Source organism: Dyadobacter sp. HNCC25DJ184 (assembly GCF_056895215.1).
In genome coordinates this window covers 165,208-191,154 of sequence record NZ_JBXHAQ010000011.1, presented here as the reverse complement: position 1 = coordinate 191,154, position 25,947 = coordinate 165,208, and the positions used below count along the sequence as shown (strand labels likewise).

Below are 25,947 nucleotides of genomic sequence, written 5' to 3'. Positions count from 1 at the left end.
CCAAAATTAAAAGTTTAGCGAAGTTGCTCGTTGTTTGAGTAAAGTTTGAATAGGGAGAGACTCCGTGTAACTCGGCGTTAAACTCTTTTTAACTCTGCGTTTAAACAAACCTGCAATGCCTCCAGGAATGCCTCCGCCTCTTCTTTTCCTAAAGCCAATGAGGGCAATAGGCGAATGGTATTTGCTCCTGCAACGCCAGTGAATATTTTATGTCCGTATAAAAGCTTATTCCGAAGATCTTTCACCGGGAAATCGTACTCAATACCGATCATCAATCCGCGGCCACGAAGTTCTTTATATCCACCGATTTCCTGAATACCTTTCATCAAATATTCCCCGATCTTGGCGGCATTCTCCATCAGGTTTTCATCCTTCATGATGTCCAGCACAGCGATCCCGGCTGCACAGGCCATATGGTTACCTCCAAAAGTGGTACCTAATAAGCCATAGCTCGCTTTGAATTTAGGTGAAATCAAGACGCCACCGATAGGGAAGCCATTACCCATACCTTTAGCCATAGTCATCAAATCCGGTTCAATACCGCTATGTTGATGCGAGAAAAATTTACCTGAACGACCATACCCACATTGAACGCTGTCCAGAATTAAGACTGCGCCGGTCTGATCGCATTTTTTTCGCAACGCCTGTAGAAATTCGTCCGTACACACCTGAATTCCGCCAACACCCTGGATTCCTTCAACAATAACCGCGCATACTTCGTCCGTAATTCCTGCCTCCAGTGCTTCCACATTATTGAAAGGAAGAAAAGAAACATGTTCATGATAATTAACAGGAGCAACAATGGACGGATTGTCTGTTGCTGCAACCGCGCCTGCCGTTCTACCGTGAAATGCTTTAGTGAATGCTACTACCTTTTTTCTTCCGTTGTGGAATGAGGCCAGTTTGAGTGCATTCTCGTTTGCTTCGGCACCCGAGTTGACAAGGAACAATTTGTAGTCAGGATATCCCGACAAGTTTCCCAGCTTTTCAGCCAGCTCCTCCTGTAAAGGAATTTGAACGGAATTGGAGTAAAAATTAATGGCGTGAAGCTGCTTTTCGAGCATATTCACATAATATGGGTGACAATGGCCCACCGAAATAACGGCGTGACCACCATATAAATCCAGATATTGAGTCCCCGACTTATCCCATAGATAGCTACCACGAGCTTTTACAGGTTCGATATCGTACAAGGGGTAAACATCAAATAAATGTGACATAAGTTCTTTTGTTTTAAACGCAGAGGAAAATGAGTTATAGCGCAGAGTTTTTCGGAGTAAAAGTTTCAGCGCCCTCTGCGCTTAACTCCCATAACTCAGCGTTCAATAAAATTAAAACGATGGAGCCTTCAATCGAAGACCAGCATCTTCCGCTAGCCCGAATAGTAAGTTCAAATTTTGAACTGCCTGACCCGACGCACCTTTGGTGAGGTTATCAATCGCACTGGTGATTAGTAGCTGATCTTCATGTTTCTCCAGATGGATCAGACACTTGTTAGTATTAACCACTTGTTTCAGGTCTATTGGCGTATCGCTGATATGGGTAAAAGGATGGGAAGCATAATAGCTTTTATAAAGTGCTTTTGCGTCCTCCAGCGAGCCCTCGAATTTTGTATAAACATTGGCCATAATACCCCTCGTAAAATCGCCCCGATATGGGATGAAATTAACGGCATAATTAAAACCCGGCTGCAATATGCTCCATGACATCTTGATTTCTGTCAAGTGCTGGTGCGTAAAGGCCTTATATATCGACATGTTGTTATTACGCCATGTGAAATGGGTGGTTGCACTCAACGCCTGGCCTGCGCCCGTGCTGCCGGTAATTGCACTTACATGCACGTCGTCTTTTAACAGCTGCTGGCTAGCTAACGGCAATACCGCCAATTCGATACTCGTGGCAAAGCAGCCGGGGTTTGCAATTTTATTCGCAGTCTTTATTTTATCGCGTTGAAGTTCCGGTGAACCATATACAAACCCATTTGATTCATCTCTGAAATCGGTACTTAAGTCAATTATTCTGACCGTTGCCGGAACGTTGAATTCCTCCAGAAACTTTTTCGATTCACCGTGTCCTGAGCAAAGGAAGATTGCATTTAGATTACTGTCGATCAGTAAGTCGGCAATGTTCTCACCTGAGAAAGTCAACTCAGTATCCCCGAGTAAGTCGGTGTGAGTTGCATATACTGGTTTTCCAGCCTGACTTTTGCTATGCGCAAAACTGATTGCTACATCAGGATGGTTGATCAGAATTCTGATCAATTCGCCCCCGGTGTAGCCTGCAGCTCCTATTATTCCTATATTAATTTTATTCATTTACAATCCAATTTTCAATTTTTAAACCTCTTACCCGCTCAAACTCGCGGACATTGTTAGTCACTAAAGTTAAGTCCAAACTGAGAGCGTGGGCAGATATTAACAAGTCATTAGAGCCTAGATTGATCCCTGCCTTTCCAGATCAGCACGGACGAGTCCGTAGAATTCGGCAGCCCGAGTATCAAAATTTACGATCTGAAAAGGTTCTATGAAGTTTCTTAGAGCAGTTCCGTTTTTTTCGATATGCTGATTTTTTGCAACTCCATGCCAAAGTTCGGCCATTACAATCGACGAAAGGCATATCTCACTCCATGAAACCTGTTGAAGTTTGTGAGAACTTCAACAGGTTTTTTGTTGATACAGTAAGCTACAATATTGGTATCTAATATGTACACTCCTTTGTTCCAGGTCGTTCCTACTGATTCGACTCGCTCACTTTCTGATATATCATCACCTGATTGGATGCCACTTTTGAGAAACCTCTCACGTCGTCACCGGTCCAGGCGTTGTTCATCTCTCCATAGCTACCAAATTTTGATGACATCAGATCGTGTTCTGACTCAATACCTTCGACATGGAAACGATATGGTGCCAGGTAAACTTGAACTTTACCAGTAACATGCGACTGTGTATCTCCAAGGAAAGTTTCAATGTTCCGCATCACCGGTTCAACGAACTGACCCTTGTGGAGCAAGCTTCCGTACCAGTTGGCCAATTGCTCTTTCCAATATAGTTGTTGTTCAGTCAGTACGTGTTTTTCAAGCGTATGGTGGGCCTTAATGATGATCAGCGGAGCGGCAGCTTCGAAACCTACTCGCCCCTTGATACCAATAATCGTATCGCCGACATGAATATCGCGGCCAATACCAAATGGTTGGGCAATCGCCGCCAGTTTTTGAATTGCTTCGACTGAACTTGCAAAAGTCTCACCATTCAAGCCTTTCAATTCACCCTGAACAAATTCAAGAGTCACAGTTTCAGGAGCAGACTTGGTTACTTGTGTCGGCCAAGCTTCTTCCGGAAGGTATTTTTCTGATGTAAGTGTTTCTTTACCGCCAACAGAAGTTCCCCAGAGTCCCTTATTAATACTATAAGCAGCTTTCGCCCATTCACGTCCAACACCTTTTTTAGTAAGGTATTCGATCTCAGCTTCTCTTGAAAGTTTGAGATCGCGAATGGGAGTTATGATTTCAGCATCCGGAATAATGATCCGAAACGCCATATCAAATCTTACCTGATCATTTCCAGCACCAGTACTCCCGTGAGCGATTGCGCTTGCTCCGATTTCCTTCGCATATTCCGCCACAGCAACTGCCTGGAATACCCTCTCGGCGCTTACTGAAAGTGGGTAAGTATTGTTTTTCAGAACGTTACCAAAAATCAGATACTTAATACAGTCGTTATAGTAATCCGCCGTTTTGGAAATAGTAGCATGATGCTTAACACCCAGTGAATAGGCGTTGGCCTCAATTGTTTTCAGATCCTCGTCTGAAAAACCACCCGTGTCAACCAAAACTGAGTGAACTTCATAGCCTTTATCTTCGGCCAAATATTTTACACAGAAAGAGGTATCCAGTCCTCCGCTAAACGCTAATACTACTTTGGGTTGTGACATTATATTTGAAAAATAATTCTTATTCTGATTAACTGATTTATAAATCTTAACTTCTTATTTACTAGGCGGCTGTTTTCGTTTCAACCCAGTTGATGATACTTTCGGCTCTATTAAATGCCGTCTGCGCCACTTTCGCATCCTGAATTCCGTCATAGGCCATCGAAAGGTGTAACAATTCATAGGCAGACAAAAACGCATTCAATATTTTTTTATCCGATTTTGCCAAGTGGTTTTTATACCAATCAACACCCTTTCTTCCTTTTGCTTTTTTACCAACTAACTCATCCAATGCTACCAAAACACCAGCATATGCCGTGTTTCCAGCCATTTTAACATATTTCGAGTCTTGGTAATAGCCATCTTCTTTCCTAGCCTTTTCACTCAATATTTGTTTGGCGTTGGAAAGATATCGACGAGCTTCGCTAATGGCTTCCATTTGTTATTTTTTAGTATGAAGATGATTGTGAAATACTTCTGTAAAAGTACACAACCCTTCCTTAAATGGGAAAATGTACATCCTTTAATGTCGTTTAAAACGAAAAATACCTCGCAACGGACCTTTTACAGATGCCGGGCGAGGTATTCAATGATAATATGGTATCAATATGGCTTGTACTTAGTGTACAAGTATGGCCCCGGCATTTTTTTTCTTGGCACGCTCATCCCTTCGCAACAAAATGCGTTGCTTAATATTCATCCAGCGTTCGTAAAGGCTTGACTCTTTCAAAAAGTCCCATGAGCTTTTCTCACTTTCAGGCTCAGCCATGGATTTTTTGTGATCGTCGGGATTGTACATCATGCCAGTGCATAAACAGTGCTTTCTGCCGGTCCGGGTTAGTACATCATAGTTCACACAGCTTGCACAGCCTTTCCAGAACGAATCATCTGCAGGAAGTTCACTGAAAGTTACAGGCTCATAACCCAAATCCGAATTGATCTTCATTACCGGAAGACTGGTTGTAATACCAATGATTTTGGCTTCGGGATATTTGGTGCGGGATAATTCGAAAGCTTTCTGCTTGATTGCTTTGGCCATGCCGCTATTTCTGAAGTCAGGATGAACGATCAGGCCGGAGTTAGCAACGAATTTTCCGTGCTCCCAGGTTTCGATATAGCAAAATCCAACCCATTCATTCGAAGTTGTGGTGGCAATAATTGCTTTTCCCTCCACCATTTTCTCCATGATATATACAGGAGACCGCTTGGCGATACCGGTTCCGCGTTTTTTGGCACTTTCTTCCATTTCCGCACAAATAGTTTCTGCGAAATGGAGGTGATCTTCGTTGGCGGTTTGAACTATGAATTTACTGCCTGTTATTTCGTTATTTTTCATTGATGGCTAGACTACAAAAACCGAAACATAATAATTGACTATACCCAGAATTAAAAAACGATGGGACGTTTAAATTAAAACTCTAACAATAATGGGGGGGTATAAAACTTTTACCACGTAGGTAAAATAAGATCATGCGGTCCGGTTGGACCTAAATCGGAAAGGTGTAGTATGAAGAACAGTATGTATGCCGTTGCTATTCATTGACTTTGTCTTGTCTAAGAGGATGCAAATTTCGATAAAAAAATGCGTACCTCAAAGAAACGTAAGAGATATTTTTATAGTTCGAATTTTTAAAGAAAATTGTGCTCTCGTTGCTCCACAGGTTTTGTTTGGTGCTTTGATTGGATTTCTTTTTCATTACATATGAGTGCTATCAGTACCGATGATCTTATTTACGGTTATTTAAACGGAATATTCCCGATGGCGGAAGAGGATGGCACCATCTATTGGTATTCGCCCGATCCCCGCGCTATTATTCCCATAGAAAGTTATAAACCATCCAAATCATTGCGTCCAGTATTAAATAAGCGGCTATTTGATATAGGAGTTGACTCTGATTTTGAGGGCGTTATGCGAGGTTGTGCTAAGCCTCGGGCGGAAGAAGAAGGTACGTGGATATCGGAAGATATAATTGCTGCATATTCCGCTTTGCACCGGATGGGCTATGCTCATTGTGTCGAGGCCTGGCGCGACGGAAAGCTTGTTGGCGGTCTGTACGGCGTTTGTATAAATGGGGCCTTTTTCGGGGAATCAATGTTTTCAATTGAAAGCAATTCCTCCAAAGTGGCATTTCATTACCTGATAGAGATACTTCGGAGAAACAATTTTTTACTGCTTGATACTCAGTTCATCAATAACAATGTCCTTCGCTACGGAGCCATCGAAATTGCCAAAGACGAATACATGAATCGGTTGGGTAAAGCGATCCAGGCTGACCGGAAATTCGATGCCAAATTTCTGTTTGAGCCGATTTCGTAGCTATTCGACTATCAATTCCTTTCCCAGACTGTTCATTTCGGCATAATTAGGTTAATTTCGCAAACGGTTTCAGAGTGTGTAAATCTGGTGGCAGGTATATTGTAGCAGGACGATTGCCCCGAAAACCCTCAGTCACGAAGAAAATAGCTGTTTAATATTTGAGCTTTCCACCTTCCTGTCTTAAACAGACTTAACACTATTTGAAAACCAGTTTTGCAAATATTACCAGCATATCAAAGTGTCAAAACCAATACTTGTTATCAAATTCGGTACGGCTTCGATTACCAGGAGCACAGGGGAACCGGATACGTTAATTATTGAAGGGATCGCCCGTCAGGTTTCTGAGATCCACGATCAATACCGGATTATCATTGTTTCGTCAGGGGCTGTGGGAGCCGGAAAAGCTTATATACAAGACTACAAAGGGACAATGACGCAGCGAAAAGCGGCCGCATCAGTTGGGAATCCGTTGCTTGTAGGACTATATGCTCAATCTTTTTTGCCCAATAAGATCTACATCGCTCAAAGTTTGTGCGAAAGACAACATTTTGCCAATCGCAACAAATTTCTCCAGTTAAAGGAAACTTTCGAGGAGTTGTGGGGAAATGGGATCATTCCGATCGTTAATGAAAATGACGTTGTGAGTGACAGAGAGCTGAAATTTTCGGACAACGACGAGTTGGCCACCTTGCTTGCTGTGGGCTTTGGTGCAGAGACCTTGATGTTCTGCACGTCTGTGGGCGGGTTGATGGACGAAAATGGCAATATTCTTCGGAACGTATCCGATGTAAATGAAGTTTTCAAGTTTGTACGCACAGACAAATCCTTTCTGGGTTTGGGAGGTATGGCGTCTAAATTGACATTCGCCAAACTGGCTTCCCGCATGGCAATTAAGGTCGTAATTTTTGGAATGAACCAAAAGAATGAGTTGCTAAGTGCCTTGGAAGGAAACGCCGGAACGCAGATTACTCCGGGGAAGAGTACGCTTTCAGCTCGAAACAGATGGCTGGGCAGTGGAGGATTGGTTTCCGGCAGACTGCAAGTAGATGAAGGAGCAGCGAAAGCATTGGCCCGTCGCAAAAGTTTGCTTGCTGTTGGCGTTGTGGAGGTGAATGGAGATTTTGAAGCGGGCGAAATTATTGAAATATATGCAGCTGATGATGAAATGGTTGCAGTTGCAAGAGCACGAGAGGATTCCTCGTCCATCAGGGCAAATTTGAAAACAGTAAATTTTGAAGTGGCACATGCCAACGATATAGTATTATTATAATGGAATCGATTTTACCTCTTTTGAAAAGCACACAGGACGCAGCCGTTGCCGTTCGCAGACTTTCTGACCAGCAGAGAGCTGATTTGTTGATTGATATATCCCAAAGAATTCTTGCCAGTTTGCCGGCAATTATTTCTGAGAATAAAAAGGATATGGATCAAATGGAAGACGGCGATCCCAAAAAGGACCGGTTGCTGCTGGATGAGAAGAGGATAAAAGACCTGGCGCAAAGTTTGGTAGATATAGCCGCATTGCCCGATCCCTCAGGAAAGCTGTTGCTGGAACGTACCATCGAACAAAATCTTTCACTGAAAAAGATTACAGTTCCTCTGGGCGTGGTGGGCGTAATTTATGAATCGAGACCCAATGTAACGGTCGACGTTGCGGCTTTATGTTTACGTTCTGCAAATGCCTGTGTATTAAAAGGCGGAAAGGAAGCGCATTTCTCGAATCAGATTCTCGTTAGTATTATTCATGAAAGTCTGGTGAAATTTGGAGTTCCGGCCGAGGTTGTTGCCCTTTTACCAACCGGGCGGGAATTTGTTGCGGAGTTCCTTCATGCGGCTCAATATGTGGACATCATTATACCGAGAGGATCTGAAAGTCTGATAAAATATGTGCGTCAAAACTCGCTGGTACCAACTATTGAAACAGGCGCCGGCGTGTGTCACACTTATGTTGAGAAAACCGGAGACCTGGATAAAGCCGCCGATATAGTGGTCAATGCGAAGGTGTCACGGCCATCTGTGTGTAATTCATTGGATACAATATTGGTAGATAAAGAAGTCGCGGCCGAGTTTTTACCTAAACTGAAAGAAGACTTCATCAAGTGGAATGTGGAGGTTTTTGCGGATGATTTATCGTATGACATTTTGGAAGCTGCCGGATATCCAAATTTAGCCAAGGCAACTCCTGAAGATTTTGGAAGAGAGTTTTTAGATTATAAATGTTCTGTCAAGGTGGTGGAAGGGATTGAGGATGCGCTGAACCATATCAGAACTTTTTCTTCCAGACATTCAGAGGCTATCATATCGAAAGATGCCAATGCAATCGAGACGTTTCTAAACGAAGTGGATGCAGCTGCTGTATATTCAAATGCATCTACCCGGTTTACAGACGGTAGCGTTTTTGCTTTGGGAGCAGAAATTGGAATATCAACTCAAAAACTGCACGCCAGAGGTCCTTTTGCTCTTGAAAAATTAGTCACCGAAAAGTGGGTTGTCCGGGGTGACGGACAAGTGAGGTGGTAGCGCATATTCGTGGGATTTCCGTAATTATTGAACAGATATAGTCGTTCTAACAATATTCTAAGGGAGTGGGAACAGGTGGTTCCACTCCCTTTTTTTATACCTTTGTGCAAAGTTTTTTGGAACAATCCGATTTAATATGAGTGCATCCGTCGCAGTTGAAAGTGTTAAAGTGCTATATGAAGAGGCCGTCGCGCTTCTAAGAAAACTGATTGAGACTCAGTCATTCAGTAAAGAGGAAGATAAAACTGCATTATTAATTGAAGCTTTTTTTGAAGAAAAGAATATCCCTTTTAAACGGAAAGGCAATAATATCTGGGCATATAACGAGCATTTTGATCCAGCAAAGCCAACTGTTTTGCTAAATTCTCACCACGATACCGTTAAGCCCAATAAATCGTGGACACGGAACCCACTTGCTGCCGATATAGAAGATGGTAAACTGTATGGCCTAGGAAGTAATGACGCAGGAGGGTGCCTGGTTTCTTTGATCGTTACGTTCGTACATTTTTATGGAAGAACTGATCTGGCTTATAACGTCATAATTGCGACCACTGCCGAGGAAGAGATCTCCGGAAAAGAAGGGCTTGAAATTGTTGTCCCGGAGTTGCCACCCATATCATTCGCGATTGTGGGCGAACCAACTGAAATGCACCTTGCAGTAGCGGAAAAGGGACTTCTCGTTTTGGACTGTACTGCAAAAGGAGTTTCGGGGCATGCAGCAAGAGAGGAAGGAGACAATGCGATTTACAAAGCTATAGAAGACATTCGGTGGATTAAAGATTATCGCTTTCCAAAAGTGTCGCCGACTTTGGGCCCTGTTAAAATGTCTGTGACGATTATGAATGCGGGAACCCAACATAACGTGGTTCCTGATATCTGTACCTTTACGATCGACGTTCGCGTTACAGATCAATACAGTCTGGAAGAGATTATAGAGGAGATTCAGAAGAATATTAAATCCGAGGTTTCCGCAAGATCCATACGCCTGCGGCCGTCGAGTATACCGATGGACCATCCGATTGTTTTAGCTGGACTTGCTTTAGACAGAACTGCCTACGGTTCCCCTACAACTTCCGACCAGGCACTTCTCGATTGTCCTTCTCTCAAAATGGGACCAGGGCATTCAGGCCGTTCGCACAGTGCTGACGAATTCATTTACTTGCATGAGATTGAACATGGTATAGGTCAGTATATCGCAATGCTGGAAAAGGTAGTGGGGTGATATATAAATGAGCTGTGACCTCCCCAGAATAAAGATTGAAATTAGGCGAGACTAAGTAATTACCCTGTTTTTTTGGGGCAGTCATAATGAAGCAAGGATATGCGATTTTATACAAAAGAAGATATTGTCCGATTCAATGAGGTCGACTTTTTATATATCAAAACCTTTTCAGAAGGTCATGTTTTTCGTATTCGTCTCAGCCGACCAGAGAAAAGGAATGCATTTACGCCTGTCATGGCAGAGGAAATAATATATGCGCTCGCATATGCACATTATAGTCCGGAAGTCAGATGTTTAATTATTGAAGCAGAGGGACCCGTTTTTTGTGCCGGAGCTGATCTTACTTCTTTTCATCATCCCGAGAATACCCCGCCCAATATTACATTACCAACAATTCGTGAAGACGCGAAATTGGGCGAAGCTTTTCAACAGCTTTACAAACCCTGTATTGCCAAAGTAGAAGGCCCGGTTCTGGCAGGCGGTTTTCTGATTATATGCGGTTGCACATTTGTGGTAAGTACTGAGGAAGCAACCTTCGGCTTGCCGGAAGTAAAAAGAGGGCTTTGGCCAATGCAGGTCATGGCATCCCTGTTAAGAATAACAACCCCGCGAAAAATTCTCGAGATGGCGGTGACGGGAGATCTTTATTCCGCTCAGATGGCCAGGGAAATAGGGCTGGTAAGTGAGATAGTGTTTAAGGATATCATTTCCGAAAAAGTCGATGGGCTTGCCGAACTCATTTGCCAAAATGCTCCGCTGGCTATTCAAAAAGGAATGGAAGCATTGGATGCACTGAGTGGTATTCCGATGGCGGAACAACACACATACCTGAAACAGCAATTGGATATTTTATTGCAGACAGAGGATGCAAAAGAGGGAACTGCTGCTTTTTCAGAGAAGCGGATTCCGGATTGGAAGGGGAAGTAAGTTTGTATGGTTTGTTGCAAAAAAACGAAGAACTTCCAAAGCAACGAGACCTTAGTATCACCGCAATCAACTGAGCAATCGTCATAACTATATGACTCGACATCCCCGACTAGGCTTCTCCCAAAAAAAATGATTGTAGTCAACAGAGACCTAACTCCCCGGAACAATTTCAATTTCTTCCCCGTACTTATTGTGGAATTTAAAATCGACTACTCCTAGTGATGAGTCCTTGATCAACTTTACCCAGGTTTTGTATTTGAAGAGCCATTTCATTTGCTCGGAAATAAATCCTTTGGTAAAATAGGCGTAAAGGAATGGGTGCAACAGTATTGTAATTCCTTTTTCGTTTTGTTTCGTAAGCATGTAGTCGACGTTGTTGGCAATTACATCCGAAACCAGAATACTTGCCTGAATGCTGCCGCTGCCATTACAAGTCGGGCAAACTTCGCGGGTTACAATATTCATTTCCGGCCTCACACGCTGACGGGTAATTTGCATCAGGCCGAATTTAGACAGAGGTAAAACCGTATATTTTGAACGGTCACCTTTCATCTCGTCACGCATGGTATCGAACAGAACACGCTTGTTTTCGGCCTTCTTCATATCGATGAAGTCGATCACGATAATCCCGCCCATATCCCGAAGACGCAGCTGACGAGCAAGCTCCTTCGCTGCTTCCATATTCACGCTAAGTGCTGTCGCTTCCTGGTCTTCTTCCGAATTTGACTTGTTGCCGCTGTTTACATCGATAACGTGCAGCGCTTCGGTATGTTCAATAATGAGGTACCCACCGTTAGGCAAGCTTACTGATCTGCCAAACAACGATTTGATCTGCTTTTCTACACCAAACTGCTCGAACATCTTGTTCTTGCCGTTATGAAGTTTCAGGATATTCTCTTTGTCCGGAGCAATATTGTGGATATATGCTTTGATATCGTCATATACCTCCTTAGAGTCAACGGTAATGCTGTCGAACGATTCGTTCAACATATCACGAATGATTGATGAAGCACGGTTCATCTCCCCTATAACACGATCGCGCGGCTTTGCGTCGCGCAGGGTTTTGATACCCTTTTCCCACTTATCAAGGCAATCCTGGAGATCTTTATTAAGATCATCGACATCAGTTCCTTGCGCAACAGTACGAATAATCACCCCAAAATTGGCCGGTTTGATCGACGACATTAGTTTTTGCAAACGGTTTCTTTCCTGCTTGTCCGTAATCTTTTTGGAAAGGTTAACAGAATTCGAGAAAGGAACGAGAACGATGTAGCGACCGGCAATCGAGATATCACAAGAAAGGCGAGGGCCTTTTGTAGAAATAGGTTCTTTTACAATCTGAACCAGTATGGGCTGGTTTTTGGAAAGAACTTTGTCAATTTTACCAAGTTTCTCGATTTCAGGCTCCATTTTGAAGCTATTCAACTTGCCTGAATTGACACGCTTGGCGATTACATCCTTGGTGAGTTTGTTGAGGGAATTAATGTTAGGTCCCAAATCGAGGTAATGCAGAAAAGCGTCCTTCTCAAAACCTACGTCTACAAAGGCCGCATTGAGCCCTGCTACCAGTTTTCTAACTGTACCGAGGTATATATCACCAACAGTAAAGCTTTGATCTGGTACTTCAACGTGATATTCTAAAAGTCGTTTATCCTGCAAAAGGGCAATACGTTCTCCCTTTTGAGTAGAATTGATAAGTAATTCGTTACTCAATGTTCAACCAACTTAATGGCTATAAAAAGTTAATACTTAGCTCCCGTAAATGATTTGACACGGGACTATACATCTGGGGGAAGAGCACACTTAAGGCCGGATCATACAAACAATCCGGCCAAAGTATATTATTTCTTCTTATGTCTGTTTTTTCTAAGACGCTTCTTTCTTTTATGAGTTGAGATCTTATGTCTCTTTCTTTTCTTTCCGCAAGGCATAAAGTTATGTCGTTTATAAAATTAAAAATTGTTTTATTTTCATCAATTGTTCATCCTGGCTTCCAATTCAGCGATCGCTTGTTGAATCACAGGATCTTTCTCCTCCTTTTTAACTTCTGACAGTATCTTCTTAGCATCGTCATTTTTCCCTAGTTCAACCAAAGAAAGTCCCAAGTAAAACTTGGCTTTGGTATTAGCAGGGTTATTTGTCAATATCTGTCTGAACCTGTCAGCTGCTTTTGAGTATTGGTTTGAGCGCATGGAAAGAACTCCCAAATTAAACAAAGCCATTTCGTTTGTTGGGTCGGTATCCAATATCTCACGCAACATCAAAATTCCCTGCATCGGGTTTTCTGTATTTACGTAAGTCATTGCCATGTTGGCCTTTACATTCAAAAGCGCAGGATTTTGATCAATTGCTTTCTGATAATATTCGCGGGTTTTGGCACCAAAATTTTTGGCTTTCTGATCTTCAACAGCGAAGCTGTATGCATCGTAATACCTGTCGCCAGTCCGCACGATATTCTCAAGCGCCGGCGCAATAGTACTTACTTTTTCTGCATAATACGCAGCACTGTCAAATTTTTGAAGTTCATGGAACTTCTCGGAAAGCTTGATGCCTGCACCAATTTTATCCTTATCGTTGGACACGAGAAAGCTGTTTCGCAACTGATCAACAATTTTTTGCTGATCAGGAGGCAAAACAGCTCCGTCGTGTTTGGCCGGAGAATTTTCAGAAGGAGCAGCAGTCGCCGCTTCCTTGCTCTCCTGTGAATCCATTTCTTTGGCCTTGTTGTTTACCACCACCTTGGGAAGACTAAATAAGGTCCCAACCAAAGCAACTGCCAATACACAAGTAAGAATGATGGATTTGTTCATAATTTTAAAACAGACCTCCGCGAGGTATATTATTTTTCAGCAACTGCTTTCAACTTGTCACTTTCCTTTACCTGCTCAACAAAAACTTTTGCTGGCTTAAAGCTTGGAACAAAGTGCTCGTCAATGATCATGGAAGTTCCTTTTGAGATGTTACGAGCTACTTTACGAGCGCGTTTCTTGTTAATGAAGCTTCCGAAACCTCTAACATAAAGATTTTCGCCTTCAGATAGTGATTCCTTAACCACGGTGAAAAACGATTCTAGCGTTTGTTGAACATCGCCCTTGTCTACGCCTGTTTTCTCAGAAATTTGTGCGATTACGTCTGCCTTAGTCACTTTGATTCTTTACTTTAAGTGGATATTATTTCGTTTATTTACTTATTCCTCCAAATTTTGGGAACACAAAGGTACGGTAATTTTACCGAAAATTAAAAGTCAGAGGTTTTCATTTTTTTTCTAATTCGTTAAATCACAGTGTATATAAGTCAGGAAGACATCGGGGAGGGGGCTTTTGACGTGCTTGACTTTAATAAAAAGCTTAAAGCATGGTACATACAAAATCATAGAAAGTTATTGTGGCGACAAACAAAGGATCCGTACAGGATATGGTTGTCGGAGATCATTCTGCAACAAACCAGGGTTGCTCAGGGAACACCATATTATGAGAAATTCGTGGATAACTTTCCCAATGTCAGCGACCTTGCAGCAGCAGACGAGCGCGATGTACTTCGGCTGTGGCAGGGTTTGGGCTATTATTCCCGAGCGAGGAACATGCACCACACTGCACGGCTGATTGTTTCCGAATATGGTGGTGTTTTCCCCAAGAACGCTTCCGAACTGGAGCGACTCAAAGGTCTGGGCGCATATACGGCCGCCGCTATCGCCTCCTTTGCGTACGACGAAAAAATCCCGGCAATTGATGGAAATGTATATCGCGTAATGGCCCGTTTGTTTGGTATTGATTCTGACATGCTGAGTGGAAAAGGCAAAAAGGAGTTTGCCAAAATAGCTTCCTTAATCATCTCTGATGACGATCCCGCGACATACAACCAGGCCATGATTGAGTTTGGAGCGTTGCAGTGTGTTCCGGTATCACCCAATTGCCCCGCCTGTGTTTTTCAGGATATTTGTTTCGCTAATCAACACAACTTGCAATCTTCTCTGCCGGTGAAGGTTAAAAAACTAAAAATCAAAAATCGATTCCTCAATTACTTTATCATTGAACTTAAAGGGAGTTTAGTCTTCAAGGAAAGAAAGGGTAAGGACATATGGCATGGCCTCTATGATTTTCCATACGTGGAAGCAGAGTCGCCATGGACATACCCTGATGAGAATCATTTGACGGCGGAACTGAAAATGCTTTTAGAACACGGGATACTTAGAGAGGTGGAGAAGAGCTACTTTCATATACTGACGCATCAGAGATTGTCGGTCAAATTTTGGTGGGTTACTTTGAACACCTTGCCCGTTAATTTCCCCTTGGAATATTTTAAGTTCTACAACCCATCGGAGGTCGACGATTTGCCCAAACCGATTCTGATTGATAATGTTTTAAAGGATGAAGGGTATCTTCAGATTGTTTCCTCCTTGTAATTTGTGGTGTGAAAAATTGTGATATGTTTTTACAAACATTAATTTGCACAAAACTAAAATACTATCAAGGGGAGCTATGCTACATCAATCTCAAATAGAGGATTATAACCGAGACGGATATGTCTTAGTCAAAGGGTTGTTTAGTGCGGAGGAGATTAATCTGCTTTACGGAATTGCTACCGAGAATGCGGCAATGAGTAAAAATGCGATGGATTTGAACGATCAGTCGGGGAAGAAAACGAAGCTATCTCTTTGGTTTACCCCGGGCGATGATAAGTTTGGATATTTAATAAGAAGTGAGCGGATTGTGGGCGCAACGGCCCAGCTGCTGGACAGCGAAAGTCCGGTTTGTCATTTTCATACCAAACTGATGCAAAAGGAGCCGAGGGTTGGAGGAGCATGGGAATGGCATCAGGACTATGGATACTGGTATAAAAACCAGTTTATTTTTCCTGATCAACTGATCAGCGTAATGATTGCGTTGACGCCGGCAAACAAGGCCAATGGCTGCCTGCAGGTGATCAAAGGTTCACATAAAATGGGTCGCGTCAATCACGGTTTTGCTGGCGAGCAGGTAGGGGCGGATATGGAAATGGTCAATCATTCATTAAAAACCATGGATCTAATCTATTGTGAATTGGAACCAGGCGACGCTTTGTTTTTTCATAGTAATCTCCTTCATCGCTCTGAAGCCAACTTATCAGATAAACCACGTTGGTCGCTGATTTCTTGTTATAATTCGCAATCTAATATCGCCTATGCCGAAACCTCAACTTCATGGAAAGTACCAATATCGACAGTGCCGGATCATGCGTTGATGGAGTGGGACGGAAAATCTTTTGAAGATGCTGATTTTTTAAAAAAGGAAAATGATCCGGCCTTGAAGACGACAGGTTGGGAGGCAACGGTGAAGACGAATTAAGGAACTTGTTGTTAGATTTTGCCAGGAAGTGGTCATGTAATTGTTGGACGAAAAAATCCGGGCTTATCTGGTATTGAGTTCTTTCATAATAATATTAAGAGATGGCCCAGATATCCATAAGGAAGATTTGGGCCATTATTTGTTTGCATTACCTGATGCCCAATTTGCTGTAAAATGTTATGTCATTGGTACTTTTCGCACGAGGTCTGGAAATTGGGAAATTAGTATGTAATACCAGGATTTTACTTTAAAAGACACAAACTAAAACATATTCTATGCAGAACATTGCGATGCTTGGCTCTGGCTTTATAGGGCGTTTTTATGCGGAATCCATTCATGGTCAGCGGGGTCGTGACCGTGTTGTGGGAATATATGCCAGGCGGATTGAGAATGCGAAGAAATTCTCAAATGATTACGGTTGCGATTTCTTTTCTGATAATATGGAAGAGGTGATCGCGCATCCTTCGGTAAATATGGTGTGTATCGCGTTGCCTAATAACAAGCATGAAGAGGCCGTAATGCTTTGCGCCAAGCATAAGAAAGCCGTTGTGTCGACCAAGCCTTTGGGAAGAAATGCGGATGAGGCTTTAAGAATGTTAAAAGCAGTTGAGGAAGCCGGAATTTTTGCCGGATACCTTGAAGATTTATGCTACACTCCTAAATTTTTGAAGTCTCTGGAAAGTGTGAAGAGGGGAGCACTTGGCAGAATTCTGTGGGCGAAATCGAGAGAGGCGCATCCGGGGCCCCATAGCGAGTGGTTTTGGGATATAGAGCAGGCTGGGGGTGGCTGTATTCTTGATCTGGGTTGTCACTGTATCGAAATTTCCAGAAATTTTATTGGCAAGGACATCAAGCCGGTCGAGGTAATGTGTTGGGCGGATACTCAGGTGAAACCTATTGATGCAGAGGATCACGCGATTGCTTTAGTGAAATATGAAAACGGAGCGATTGGCCAATTCGAGGTAAGCTGGACTTTCCGTGGGGGTATGGATTTGAGAGACGAGGTGATGGGAACAGAGGGCACAATATGGATAAATAACTTCTTGAGAACAGGCTTTGAAATGTTCACAACCGGCAATAATCCGGATGGAGAAGGCGAAGATTATGTAGCGGAGAAAGCTGAAAGTAATACAGGCTGGTTATTCCCTGTCGGTGATGAGGTGAATGATCTGGGGTACAACCATATGTTTACCGATATGTTCAATTCCGCAGAGAAGGGTGTTGAGCCGTCTGAAACATTTTATGATGGATATATTGTTAACGCGGTAATTGATGCGGCATATAAGTCAGCCAAAACCAAACAGTGGGAAAAGGTGGAGCTACCGGTTTGGCGAGGAAGAGAGGGCGTTGAAAAACCTTCTAATTATGTGGATTATGATGAAAATTACTACCTCATCAAGCAGGAAATGACGCACGATGGCCGTCATAAATTGATATTGAAAGACAAAGCCACGGGTAAAATCAGCGAACGGGATATATAAAGGTAGTTGTTACGCTGTGTGTGAGCTGACAATTGCCACTGAGGAGGCGTGATTACCATTATCAAACAACTTTCTAAGCTAGTTTCCTTGTGACTTAGTGGCAAAGTCGAAATGAGCACGTGGTTGGGGTGAAATTTTAATTGTGAAACGCACATTAATTGTTTGACGTTATTTTTAACTTTCGATTTGGTCGAACTTGTAAATTATTAATCGGAAAATATCATGGCAGGAAGTGTTAATAAAGTGATTTTAATAGGGAATTTGGGCAGCGATCCGGAGGTCAGATACTTTGATAATGGGGGAGCCGTGGCGAAATTTAGTATCGCAACAACCGATTCTTATACCAACAAAAGTGGTGAAAGAGTTGAAAATACGGAATGGCATCGTATCGAATTGTGGGAAGGCCTTGCCAAAGTTGCTGAGAAATATCTAAAAAAAGGGAATCAGGTCTATATAGAAGGGCGACTGAGAACTGACACCTGGACTGATAAGGAAGGGCAGCAGAAATCGGGTGTAACAATCAGGGCTAATACGTTGACGATGCTTGGAAGCGCGCCAGGTAACTCAGGGAACACAGAAGGCTCTTCAGGGTATAATCAGTCTCCTCAGAATTCAGCACCAAGACAATCAGATCCGGTTCCACCATCATTGGCATCTTCTGATGATGACGATTTACCGTTCTAAGTTTTAAAGTTTTGTCAGCAGATCTCCTTCGGGAGATTTGTTTTTTATGACTATATACAAAAATATTTAACGGGGGCGCCAAATAGGTAATTTCTCAATTTTGAAGTAGTATTGGTAACTTTGGATGTTTTTGTTGAAATTAGAGTTAATTAGAAGAAAGTGGATTGCAATTAGTTAATTCTATCAAAATCGTGCTTTTTTATTCACCAATATTAATATTTAGTGGAAGAAACCTCAGAATGTGACGACCCCCTTGCCCGAAAGCCCAACGGGATTACAAATCCCGGTAACCAATCGTTAATATTTCTTTCAGGTGTGGCAACTCCTGTTACACTGGTCGCATTATCTGATCTCATTTTCGTAGTTTTCCTTTTTGCAATATCACTTTTTCTTTCCGGAATCAGAGCAGCATATGCCGCAGCTACTGCCATGGAAAATCCATGGGAAAAAAAGAGTGAGACCGAAGCATTTTCGCTCCCGAACCGGCAACAGCAGCTTGCTTTGTCAATGTTGCAGAGAAGCACGTCCCTCTTAGCACTGATTCTTGCCTCCAGGGTCATATGGTTTTCTTTGTCCGGAAACGACGATAATCTGGTATTATGGATTTCAGTTGCGGCACTCGGGTTATGGATATGGCTTGACGCCGTGATCAGATTTCTTTGTGCAAAAGGAGCTATTGATTTATTGCCAAGGATATCCGGGTTTTCAAAACTTTTATTGGTAATTCTAAACCCTTTAATTTCTCCATTCATCAGATTCGGGCGCTTTCTGGGCCTTGTTGAAGTGGATATGAGTCAAATGACTCCGGAGCAACTGGAAGCAAAATCTGATAGCGAAGAAGAGACTGAATTGTTGAAAGGGTTGGCCCATTTTCGTCAAACCAATGCTAAAAGGGCGATGCAGGCTCGGGTAAATATCACAGCCTTTGATATAGAGCTTGATTTCCATGAACTCATGGATAAAATCAATAAATCGGGTTATTCGCGTGTTCCTGTTTACCGTGAAGATCTGGATTATGTAGAAGGGATATTGAATGTAAAAGACCTTCTTCCTCATATCAATAATGATGAGCATTTCAACTGGCAGCGCCTTTTAAGACCGGTGTATTTTATTCCTGAAAGCAAGCGGCTCGATGACTTGATGAAAGAATTTCAGAATCGCCGCGTGCATATGGCCATTGTTGTGGATGAATATGGTGGTACTAGTGGATTGATTACGTTGGAAGATATTATCGAAGAAATCTTTGGCGATATCAACGATGAATATGATGAAGACGATGTGGTTAATTACACGCAGGTCGACGAAACTACCTATGTGTTCGAAGGGAAGGTGCTCATTAACGACTTGTGCCGAATTCTCAATCTCGATTCCGATTATTTCGATCAGGTAAAAGGAAATAATGAATCGCTGGCAGGTCTGTTGCTTGAACTGTTTTCAAGATTGCCACGAACCGGCGAAATTGCCTCCCATAAAAATATTTCTTTTAAAGTTCAATCAGCAGACAAGAGGCGAATTAAAAAAGTCAGGGTGCTCATTTCCTGAAATAATATGAAGCACGTTCGAGAAATATCAGAATATGCTTCTGAGCAGAGATGTCCTGATCACAGAAAAAAGCAATTTTATACCACAGAAATTTTAGTGGAATAGTCCAAAATGTTTTAATTACTGAGAACTTCTTACTAATTTTGCCCGGCAAATAACAATAGATTATTTGCTATGAGCACAGAACCATCCAAAGTCCTCTTTGAGGCATTAACGTACGACGACGTTCTTCTGATTCCCGCTTATTCTGAGGTTCTTCCGCGCGACACTACTACCAAAACCAAGCTAACCAAAAACATCGAGTTGAATATTCCGCTTGTATCCGCTGCTATGGATACGGTAACGGAATATGAATTGGCGATCGCCATGGCTCAGGAAGGTGGAATTGGTATAATACATAAAAACATGAGCCTCGAAGCGCAAGCGGAGCAGGTTCGTAAAGTGAAGAGATCGGAAAGCGGGATGATACTTGACCCGATTACACTCTCCGACAAAGCTACCCTTGGTGATGCCCACCAAATCATGCGTGAGTTTAAAATCGGAGGTATTCCGGTGATCGATTCTGATCATAAGCTAATCGGTATTCTGACTAACCGTGACTTACGTTTCCAAAGGGAAATGGGAAAATCGGTAACGGAAATCATGACGAAGGAAAACCTGATTACTGCTTCTGACGGTCTTTCCCTGGACGATGCTGAATTCATTCTTCAGGAATACAAAATCGAAAAATTACCTATCGTAGATTCACAATACAGACTTACAGGTTTGATTACGTATAAGGATATCCTGAAACGTAAATCTCACCCGAACGCTTGTAAAGACGAGTATGGCCGCCTTCGTGTTGGTGCTGCTGTTGGCGTTACTCCTGATTTGCTGAAAAGAGTTGAGGCACTTGTTAAGGCTGGTGTTGATGTAGTTAGTCTTGATACGGCTCATGGCCACTCAAAAGGTGTTATTGACGCCTTGAAATCAGTAAAGGCTGCGTTTCCTAAACTGGATGTTATCGCTGGTAATATTGCAACTGCTGAAGCGGCGATCGCGTTGGCAGAAGCCGGCGCAGATGCTGTGAAAGTTGGGGTTGGACCAGGAAGTATTTGTACAACCAGAATCATCGCCGGAATCGGCGTCCCTCAGTTGACGGCGGTTATGTTAGCGGCACAGGGACTTGCCGGAACAGGCGTACCAGTCATTGCTGACGGAGGTATACGTTTCTCAGGCGATATGACCAAAGCCTTAGCTGGCGGAGCGAGTACGATCATGATCGGTTCGATGCTGGCAGGTAGCGACGAAGCCCCCGGTGAGATCGTTATTTACGAAGGACGTAAGTTCAAAGCATATCGCGGAATGGGGTCTGTGGAGGCAATGGAAGACGGGTCGAAAGACAGGTATTTCCAGGACGCAGAGGATGACGTAAAGAAACTGGTTCCGGAAGGTATCGTTGGTCGTGTTCCATTCAAAGGAAAGGTTTCTGAAATCGTTTATCAAATGGTAGGCGGCTTAAAAGCCGGAATGGGATATTGCGGAGCGGGAAATATTGAGGCATTGCAAAAAGCACAATTTGTGAAAATTACATCAGCCGGTGTTCGCGAAAGCCACCCACACGACGTTATGATCCAAAAAGAAGCACCCAATTATTCGTCGAAATAAGAATCTCAAAATAAGATTCGAGCAACATAAAACCAAAAAAGCCCCAATTCGGGGCTTTTTTGGTTTTATATAAAACAAGGTGTAAGTTCTTTTAATTTTGTAGGAACTTGAAAAGCTAAAATATAATTTTCTAACAGCTAACAGCTAACAGCTAACAGCTAACTAACTGCCGGCTTGCTGAACTTGCTCTTCAGGAATTGGAATATCATTGGAAGAACAGAGAATCCGATAATACCGAAAATAACCAATTCAAAGTTCTTCTTCACGAATTCTAAATTACCGAAGAAGTACCCAAGCAGGGTGAGAGATGGAACCCAAAGAATGGCGCCGATTATACAGAAAACGATATACTTTGAATATTTCATACTTCCCGCGCCGGCCACGAAAGGAGCAACAGTTCTGATAATCGGGATAAAACGAGCCATAATTACAGTACTTCCACCGTGTTTTTCGTAAAAAGCCTCGGTGCGTTCCAGGTATTCACGTTTCAGAAATAGTATTTTCTCGCGTTTCTTGATTTCACCTCCAAACTTATTCCCCATATAATAGTTGACATTATCGCCTAGTAACGCCGCGACGATCAGGATGATAATCACCAGCCAAACATTCAACGCGCCGGTTGAAGCAGCAATGGCACCTGTTGCAAATAACAGGGAATCGCCTGGTAAAAGCGGCATCAGTACCAGTCCTGTTTCTGTAAAAACGATTAGAAATAAGATGACGTAAGTAAGGGTACCATAATCTTCAACGATCTGAAAAAGGTGTTTATCCAGATGAAGGAAAAAGTCAATAAACTGCGTAATGAATTCCATAGCTAATAATAAGGTTAGATAATGTGGCAATTATCTGATCGTGTGGTAAAAGAAGATTACTTGTCAATCTTCCATTTTTGTTTGGTTTTATTATTCAGGAAGTGGTTGAAAGTATCACCTCTTAACCCTAAACGAATTGTTTCCAGTGGTATTAGTTCACTTGGCGCGATATTTCCGAGATTTACATTCGCTCCTAAAAGCTTGACAAACCAAACCTGCTGGGATTTTTGAGGAGCTTCCCACAGCATACTTTCAAAAGGGATTTCAGTAAGGATCTCTTCAACAAGACCCTGACGAACCTCTCCACTCGCTCTGAAAAGACCAACATTTCCGGATTCTCTCGCTTCTCCAATTACTTTCCATGCGCCTGCCTGTAGTTCAGCTTTTATTAGCTGAATCCATTTGTACGGCGGGATAATTTTATTTTCATCTTTGGATCCAACCTCTGAAAGGACAGTTACTTGTTTAGCCAAAGTCTGAATAAATTCACATTTCATGTCTTGCGACATCTCAATTGAACCATCTGAAACTTCTGCGTATTTAAGGTCGTATTTGTCCAGTAATCTGCGGTAGTCGTCAAACTGATTTCTGATCACAAATGCCTCGAACAGCGTTCCTCCAAAATAAACCGGAATATTAGCAGCTTTGTAAACAGCTAGTTTTTCATCAAGATTCGGGCTTACAAATGAAGTTGCCCAGCCAAGTTTTACGATATCGATATATGGACTCGCGGTGGAAATCATATCCTCGGCTTCCCGGACGCTAAGTCCTTTGTCCATCACCATTGTCAGACCCTTTTCACGTGGTTTTGAAGATCTCGCGGGAACTTGTGATAACGTAAAATTCATATTATGATATTCTATTAAAGCTCTTTTAATATCGGGCAAAGGTAGCAATTACCTTTAATACGAGACAATAAAATACATGCAATTGCCAGTTTTGCATGTATTTATCTATGATAATTACTATTTTTCGCTCATTGCCCGTAACAAATATACTATCTCAATCCAAAAGAAAATGAATTCATTTTCAGAGCCTGGTCAGGAAAGCCGCAACAATCGCCTTGAATATATGCAAACGCTTATTGGTCAAAGTATGAGCAGGAGTATATCTCCTGTGGGTCGGTGGCTAAACGGGATACTCGAATCGATAGATGCGTCCAGTATGCGGGTCCGTTTTCAGGTTCGGCATGATATGTCAAATCCTATGGGCGTGCTCCACGGAGGCATTGCTGCCACTATTTTGGACGACTGTATAGGCGTTTTGGTATACACTCAGGGGCGGGATTACGCATTCACTACGATCAATCTAAGCTGTGATTTCTTGCATGCCGCAAGAGTTGATCAGCTTATTTATGCAGAGGCGAATATTATGAGGGCTGGTAAGAATGTAATGCACGTGGAAGCCAGAATTTTGGATGATGAGGGCAAGATCATCGCAAAAAGCAGCAGCAATTTGATTCAGACAAGCTTCAAAATAAACGACTGACTTTCCGCGCGGCCTTTTGTTTACCTTTGCAATATGGAAAAGAAATTTGAAGAACTGGATCCAACGCGTCAAGGACAGCTGATGGCGTTCGACCGCCTCCTGACGATAATGGACGATCTCCGGGAAAAATGCCCTTGGGATCGAAAGCAAACGATAGACACGCTGAGGCACTTAACGATTGAGGAAACCTATGAGTTGTCGGATGCGATTCTTAATAATGACCTTCCCGAAGTAAAAAAGGAACTCGGAGATTTGTTGTTGCATATTGTTTTTTATGCCAAAATAGGTTCAGAAGATAAAACTGATGCTTCGGTAAGGTTTGATATCGCTGATGTTTTACATGGGATCAGTGAAAAGCTGATATCCCGACATCCGCATATATATGGTGATACAGTAGCGGAAGATGAAGAGGCAGTAAAGCAAAATTGGGAAAAGCTGAAACTTAAAGAAGGCAACAAGTCCGTTCTTTCAGGTGTGCCAAGTTCGCTGCCTGCGTTGGTGAAATCCATGCGTATTCAGGAAAAGGCGCGCGGCGCAGGTTTTGACTGGGATGAAAAACATCAGGTTTGGGAAAAGGTTGAAGAAGAATTGAATGAATTCAAGGAGCATTTTAATATAGAGACAGGTGCTGAGATTAATCCGCTGGAGGCAGAAGGCGAATTTGGCGATCTGATTTTTTCTTTGGTAAACTACGCCCGATTCGTGAATATCAACCCGGAGACAGCATTGGAAAGAACGAATAAGAAGTTTATCAAGCGCTTCCAGTTTATGGAAGAAGCTTCCAAGGCTGATGGGAAAACCTTGCATGATATGACATTACCGGAAATGGATGAATATTGGAATTTGGCCAAAACGTCGGGGATTTAAGCACACAACTATATAAGTAATAACGAAATGACTTGCGCTCGCAGGTCATTTTTGTTTTACTCTCATCGAAGAATTCTCGGCCTCCGCCAATAGAAACCCGGACTGGCTTACTTTAATGGACAAGTACACAAAAACTACTTATTATGAGGCTTTTTAGTAAAATAGTATTAGTTCTTTTTTTTGCCGTCATGCAGTTTTCATGCGGTGATTCAGGAAAAAAACAGACCAGCGACGACGGCGAGGCCAAAATTACCATTGGTGCGACGATGTTAAGTATGCAGAATGAGTTCATCGTCAATGTTACTGATGAGATGGAGGCCAAAGCTAAGGAGCTTGGTGTGGAGCTGATCGTGGTTGATGCCGAGAGATCTGCATTGAAGCAGGTCGAGCAAGTGGAAAGTTTTATTGCCCAAGGCGTTGATGCCATTATTATGAATCCATGTGAGGTACAAGCAAGTTCTCCTGCTATTAAACTGGCGATGGATGCTAAAATTCCTATTATAAATGTCAATTCTGAAACAACCGCGGAACCTAATGCCTTTGTGGGTTCGGATGACGAAGAGTCTGCCCGAATTGCGATGAAGTATATATCGGAGAAGCTTGGGGGGAAAGGAAATGTGTTGATGATTGATGGGTACATGGGTCAGGCGGCACAGATCAAAAGAGATAAAGGAGCTAAGGAAATATTGAAATCAAATCCGGGTTTAAAGCTTTTGGCTGAGCAAACAGGTGAATGGGATCGCGCAAAATCGATGTCGCTGACCGAAAACTGGATTCAGTCTTTCGGCGAAACGATCAATGCGATATTCGCTCAAAACGATGAGATGGGTATGGGGGCTCTCAAAGCGCTTGAAGCAGCTGGGAAAAAAGACAAGGTAGTGGTAGTCAGTATTGATGCAATTCCAGACGCTCTTCAGGCTGTAAAAAGTGGGAGATTAGATGCCACGGTATTTCAAAATGCTGCAGAACAAGGTGGAAAAGCAATAGAAACTGCAATAAAATTGGCAAAGGGTGAAAAAGTTGAGAAAAAGGTTGTGATCCCTTTCCAGCTTGTGACGAAAGAAAACGTTCAGCAATTCATTAAGTAGTTAACTTAAATACCGATAGACTTGGATTCAGAGCAGTACGGTACAGGATGCCGAGTTGCTGGCGTGAGCCCAAATTACATCCGAATGATTCTCGAAATAGT

At 42.6% G+C, this 25,947-nt stretch carries 25 protein-coding genes; 14 read left to right on the top strand and 11 right to left on the bottom strand.

Annotated features, from left to right (window positions below):
* Positions 1-77: 77 nt before the first annotated feature.
* The 6 genes from AC1XUD_RS17505 to AC1XUD_RS17480 all read right to left on the bottom strand — a co-directional run bounded on the left by AC1XUD_RS17505 (position 78) and on the right by AC1XUD_RS17480 (position 5,263).
* Complete coding sequence (locus tag AC1XUD_RS17505; RefSeq protein WP_483362330.1) at positions 78-1,220, bottom strand: aspartate aminotransferase family protein; 1,143 nt, start codon at positions 1,218-1,220, stop codon at positions 78-80.
* A 111-nt stretch (positions 1,221-1,331) separates the two neighbouring features.
* Positions 1,332-2,315: an N-acetyl-gamma-glutamyl-phosphate reductase gene (argC, locus tag AC1XUD_RS17500; RefSeq protein ID WP_483362329.1), complete on the bottom strand. Its 984-nt coding sequence runs from the start codon at positions 2,313-2,315 to the stop codon at positions 1,332-1,334.
* A 117-nt stretch (positions 2,316-2,432) separates the two neighbouring features.
* A complete protein-coding gene (locus AC1XUD_RS17495) occupies positions 2,433-2,618 on the bottom strand; it encodes a PIN domain-containing protein (protein WP_483362381.1) in 186 nt (61 codons plus the stop codon).
* Positions 2,619-2,730: 112 nt separating this feature from the next.
* A complete protein-coding gene (gene argG, locus AC1XUD_RS17490; RefSeq protein WP_483362328.1) occupies positions 2,731-3,930 on the bottom strand; it encodes an argininosuccinate synthase in 1,200 nt (399 codons plus the stop codon).
* 61 nt (positions 3,931-3,991) lie between these two features.
* On the bottom strand, positions 3,992-4,366 hold the full coding sequence (locus AC1XUD_RS17485) for a DUF5618 family protein (protein WP_483362327.1): 375 nt from the start codon (positions 4,364-4,366) through the stop codon (positions 3,992-3,994).
* A gap of 180 nt (positions 4,367-4,546) precedes the next feature.
* Complete coding sequence (locus tag AC1XUD_RS17480) at positions 4,547-5,263, bottom strand: GNAT family N-acetyltransferase (RefSeq protein ID WP_483362326.1); 717 nt, start codon at positions 5,261-5,263, stop codon at positions 4,547-4,549.
* 366 nt (positions 5,264-5,629) lie between these two features.
* Between AC1XUD_RS17480 and aat the strand changes: the two genes are divergently transcribed.
* The 5 genes from aat to AC1XUD_RS17455 all read left to right on the top strand — a co-directional run bounded on the left by aat (position 5,630) and on the right by AC1XUD_RS17455 (position 10,913).
* Positions 5,630-6,244, top strand: coding sequence for a leucyl/phenylalanyl-tRNA--protein transferase (aat, locus tag AC1XUD_RS17475; RefSeq protein WP_483362325.1), 615 nt, complete (start codon positions 5,630-5,632; stop codon positions 6,242-6,244).
* 238 nt (positions 6,245-6,482) lie between these two features.
* On the top strand, positions 6,483-7,514 hold the full coding sequence (proB, locus tag AC1XUD_RS17470) for a glutamate 5-kinase (protein WP_483362324.1): 1,032 nt from the start codon (positions 6,483-6,485) through the stop codon (positions 7,512-7,514).
* A complete protein-coding gene (locus AC1XUD_RS17465; RefSeq protein WP_483362323.1) occupies positions 7,514-8,764 on the top strand; it encodes a glutamate-5-semialdehyde dehydrogenase in 1,251 nt (416 codons plus the stop codon). The genes proB and AC1XUD_RS17465 overlap by 1 nt, the downstream gene beginning before the upstream one ends.
* A gap of 136 nt (positions 8,765-8,900) precedes the next feature.
* The gene (locus AC1XUD_RS17460) at positions 8,901-9,986 is read left to right on the top strand and encodes a M20 family metallo-hydrolase (RefSeq protein WP_483362322.1); all 1,086 of its coding nucleotides are present in this window, start codon (positions 8,901-8,903) and stop codon (positions 9,984-9,986) included.
* Between the two features lie 99 nt (positions 9,987-10,085).
* Positions 10,086-10,913, top strand: a complete 828-nt coding sequence (locus tag AC1XUD_RS17455; RefSeq protein ID WP_483362321.1) for an enoyl-CoA hydratase-related protein — start codon at positions 10,086-10,088, stop codon at positions 10,911-10,913.
* A gap of 150 nt (positions 10,914-11,063) precedes the next feature.
* On the opposite strand, the gene AC1XUD_RS17450 is transcribed toward AC1XUD_RS17455, so the two are convergent.
* The 3 genes from AC1XUD_RS17450 to AC1XUD_RS17440 form a co-directional block, all read right to left on the bottom strand.
* On the bottom strand, positions 11,064-12,626 hold the full coding sequence (locus tag AC1XUD_RS17450; protein WP_483362320.1) for an Rne/Rng family ribonuclease: 1,563 nt from the start codon (positions 12,624-12,626) through the stop codon (positions 11,064-11,066).
* Positions 12,627-12,886: 260 nt separating this feature from the next.
* On the bottom strand, positions 12,887-13,723 hold the full coding sequence (locus AC1XUD_RS17445) for a tetratricopeptide repeat protein (RefSeq protein WP_483362319.1): 837 nt from the start codon (positions 13,721-13,723) through the stop codon (positions 12,887-12,889).
* A 29-nt stretch (positions 13,724-13,752) separates the two neighbouring features.
* The gene (locus AC1XUD_RS17440) at positions 13,753-14,058 is read right to left on the bottom strand and encodes an HU family DNA-binding protein (protein ID WP_483362318.1); all 306 of its coding nucleotides are present in this window, start codon (positions 14,056-14,058) and stop codon (positions 13,753-13,755) included.
* Between the two features lie 138 nt (positions 14,059-14,196).
* On the opposite strand from AC1XUD_RS17440, the gene mutY reads away from it, so the two are divergent.
* The 6 genes from mutY to guaB all read left to right on the top strand — a co-directional run bounded on the left by mutY (position 14,197) and on the right by guaB (position 21,591).
* Positions 14,197-15,315, top strand: coding sequence for an A/G-specific adenine glycosylase (mutY, locus tag AC1XUD_RS17435; RefSeq protein WP_483362317.1), 1,119 nt, complete (start codon positions 14,197-14,199; stop codon positions 15,313-15,315).
* Positions 15,316-15,391: 76 nt separating this feature from the next.
* The gene (locus AC1XUD_RS17430; RefSeq protein ID WP_483362316.1) at positions 15,392-16,237 is read left to right on the top strand and encodes a phytanoyl-CoA dioxygenase family protein; all 846 of its coding nucleotides are present in this window, start codon (positions 15,392-15,394) and stop codon (positions 16,235-16,237) included.
* A gap of 275 nt (positions 16,238-16,512) precedes the next feature.
* Complete coding sequence (locus AC1XUD_RS17425) at positions 16,513-17,718, top strand: Gfo/Idh/MocA family protein (protein ID WP_483362315.1); 1,206 nt, start codon at positions 16,513-16,515, stop codon at positions 17,716-17,718.
* Between the two features lie 222 nt (positions 17,719-17,940).
* Positions 17,941-18,402 carry a single-stranded DNA-binding protein gene (locus AC1XUD_RS17420; RefSeq protein ID WP_483362314.1) on the top strand — a complete coding sequence of 154 codons (462 nt, stop codon included), beginning with the start codon at positions 17,941-17,943 and terminating at the stop codon, positions 18,400-18,402.
* Positions 18,403-18,624: 222 nt separating this feature from the next.
* Positions 18,625-19,944: a transporter associated domain-containing protein gene (locus tag AC1XUD_RS17415; RefSeq protein WP_483362313.1), complete on the top strand. Its 1,320-nt coding sequence runs from the start codon at positions 18,625-18,627 to the stop codon at positions 19,942-19,944.
* Positions 19,945-20,118: 174 nt separating this feature from the next.
* Entirely contained in the window at positions 20,119-21,591 is a 1,473-nt protein-coding gene (gene guaB, locus AC1XUD_RS17410) for an IMP dehydrogenase (protein WP_483362312.1), read from the top strand.
* A gap of 158 nt (positions 21,592-21,749) precedes the next feature.
* On the opposite strand, the gene AC1XUD_RS17405 is transcribed toward guaB, so the two are convergent.
* Positions 21,750-22,403, bottom strand: a complete 654-nt coding sequence (locus AC1XUD_RS17405) for a DedA family protein (RefSeq protein WP_483362311.1) — start codon at positions 22,401-22,403, stop codon at positions 21,750-21,752.
* Between the two features lie 56 nt (positions 22,404-22,459).
* Complete coding sequence (locus tag AC1XUD_RS17400; protein WP_483362310.1) at positions 22,460-23,251, bottom strand: phosphosulfolactate synthase; 792 nt, start codon at positions 23,249-23,251, stop codon at positions 22,460-22,462.
* Positions 23,252-23,420: 169 nt separating this feature from the next.
* Between AC1XUD_RS17400 and AC1XUD_RS17395 the strand changes: the two genes are divergently transcribed.
* The 3 genes from AC1XUD_RS17395 (at position 23,421) to AC1XUD_RS17385 (ending at position 25,846) form a co-directional block, all read left to right on the top strand.
* On the top strand, positions 23,421-23,891 hold the full coding sequence (locus AC1XUD_RS17395; RefSeq protein ID WP_483362309.1) for a PaaI family thioesterase: 471 nt from the start codon (positions 23,421-23,423) through the stop codon (positions 23,889-23,891).
* Between the two features lie 33 nt (positions 23,892-23,924).
* Positions 23,925-24,758, top strand: coding sequence for a nucleoside triphosphate pyrophosphohydrolase (gene mazG / locus AC1XUD_RS17390; RefSeq protein ID WP_483362308.1), 834 nt, complete (start codon positions 23,925-23,927; stop codon positions 24,756-24,758).
* A 188-nt stretch (positions 24,759-24,946) separates the two neighbouring features.
* The gene (locus tag AC1XUD_RS17385; RefSeq protein ID WP_483362380.1) at positions 24,947-25,846 is read left to right on the top strand and encodes a sugar ABC transporter substrate-binding protein; all 900 of its coding nucleotides are present in this window, start codon (positions 24,947-24,949) and stop codon (positions 25,844-25,846) included.
* Positions 25,847-25,947 lie beyond the last annotated feature (101 nt).

What these genes read in the sequence shown, in the direction of transcription:
- AC1XUD_RS17385 (WP_483362380.1), top strand. Translation starts at nt 24,947, where the DNA reads ATGCAGTTTTCATGCGGTGATTCAGGAAAAAAACAGACCAGCGACGAC.
- AC1XUD_RS17465 (WP_483362323.1), top strand. Translation starts at nt 7,514, where the DNA reads ATGGAATCGATTTTACCTCTTTTGAAAAGCACACAGGACGCAGCCGTT.
- argG (WP_483362328.1), bottom strand. Translation starts at nt 3,930, where the DNA reads ATGTCACAACCCAAAGTAGTATTAGCGTTTAGCGGAGGACTGGATACC.
- AC1XUD_RS17400 (WP_483362310.1), bottom strand. Translation starts at nt 23,251, where the DNA reads ATGAATTTTACGTTATCACAAGTTCCCGCGAGATCTTCAAAACCACGT.
- AC1XUD_RS17445 (WP_483362319.1), bottom strand. Translation starts at nt 13,723, where the DNA reads ATGAACAAATCCATCATTCTTACTTGTGTATTGGCAGTTGCTTTGGTT.
- AC1XUD_RS17405 (WP_483362311.1), bottom strand. Translation starts at nt 22,403, where the DNA reads ATGGAATTCATTACGCAGTTTATTGACTTTTTCCTTCATCTGGATAAA.
- argC (WP_483362329.1), bottom strand. Translation starts at nt 2,315, where the DNA reads ATGAATAAAATTAATATAGGAATAATAGGAGCTGCAGGCTACACCGGG.
- AC1XUD_RS17430 (WP_483362316.1), top strand. Translation starts at nt 15,392, where the DNA reads ATGCTACATCAATCTCAAATAGAGGATTATAACCGAGACGGATATGTC.
- AC1XUD_RS17505 (WP_483362330.1), bottom strand. Translation starts at nt 1,220, where the DNA reads ATGTCACATTTATTTGATGTTTACCCCTTGTACGATATCGAACCTGTA.
- AC1XUD_RS17455 (WP_483362321.1), top strand. Translation starts at nt 10,086, where the DNA reads ATGCGATTTTATACAAAAGAAGATATTGTCCGATTCAATGAGGTCGAC.
- AC1XUD_RS17485 (WP_483362327.1), bottom strand. Translation starts at nt 4,366, where the DNA reads ATGGAAGCCATTAGCGAAGCTCGTCGATATCTTTCCAACGCCAAACAA.
- guaB (WP_483362312.1), top strand. Translation starts at nt 20,119, where the DNA reads ATGAGCACAGAACCATCCAAAGTCCTCTTTGAGGCATTAACGTACGAC.
- aat (WP_483362325.1), top strand. Translation starts at nt 5,630, where the DNA reads ATGAGTGCTATCAGTACCGATGATCTTATTTACGGTTATTTAAACGGA.
- AC1XUD_RS17480 (WP_483362326.1), bottom strand. Translation starts at nt 5,263, where the DNA reads ATGAAAAATAACGAAATAACAGGCAGTAAATTCATAGTTCAAACCGCC.
- AC1XUD_RS17420 (WP_483362314.1), top strand. Translation starts at nt 17,941, where the DNA reads ATGGCAGGAAGTGTTAATAAAGTGATTTTAATAGGGAATTTGGGCAGC.
- mazG (WP_483362308.1), top strand. Translation starts at nt 23,925, where the DNA reads ATGGAAAAGAAATTTGAAGAACTGGATCCAACGCGTCAAGGACAGCTG.
- AC1XUD_RS17460 (WP_483362322.1), top strand. Translation starts at nt 8,901, where the DNA reads ATGAGTGCATCCGTCGCAGTTGAAAGTGTTAAAGTGCTATATGAAGAG.
- AC1XUD_RS17395 (WP_483362309.1), top strand. Translation starts at nt 23,421, where the DNA reads ATGAATTCATTTTCAGAGCCTGGTCAGGAAAGCCGCAACAATCGCCTT.
- AC1XUD_RS17425 (WP_483362315.1), top strand. Translation starts at nt 16,513, where the DNA reads ATGCAGAACATTGCGATGCTTGGCTCTGGCTTTATAGGGCGTTTTTAT.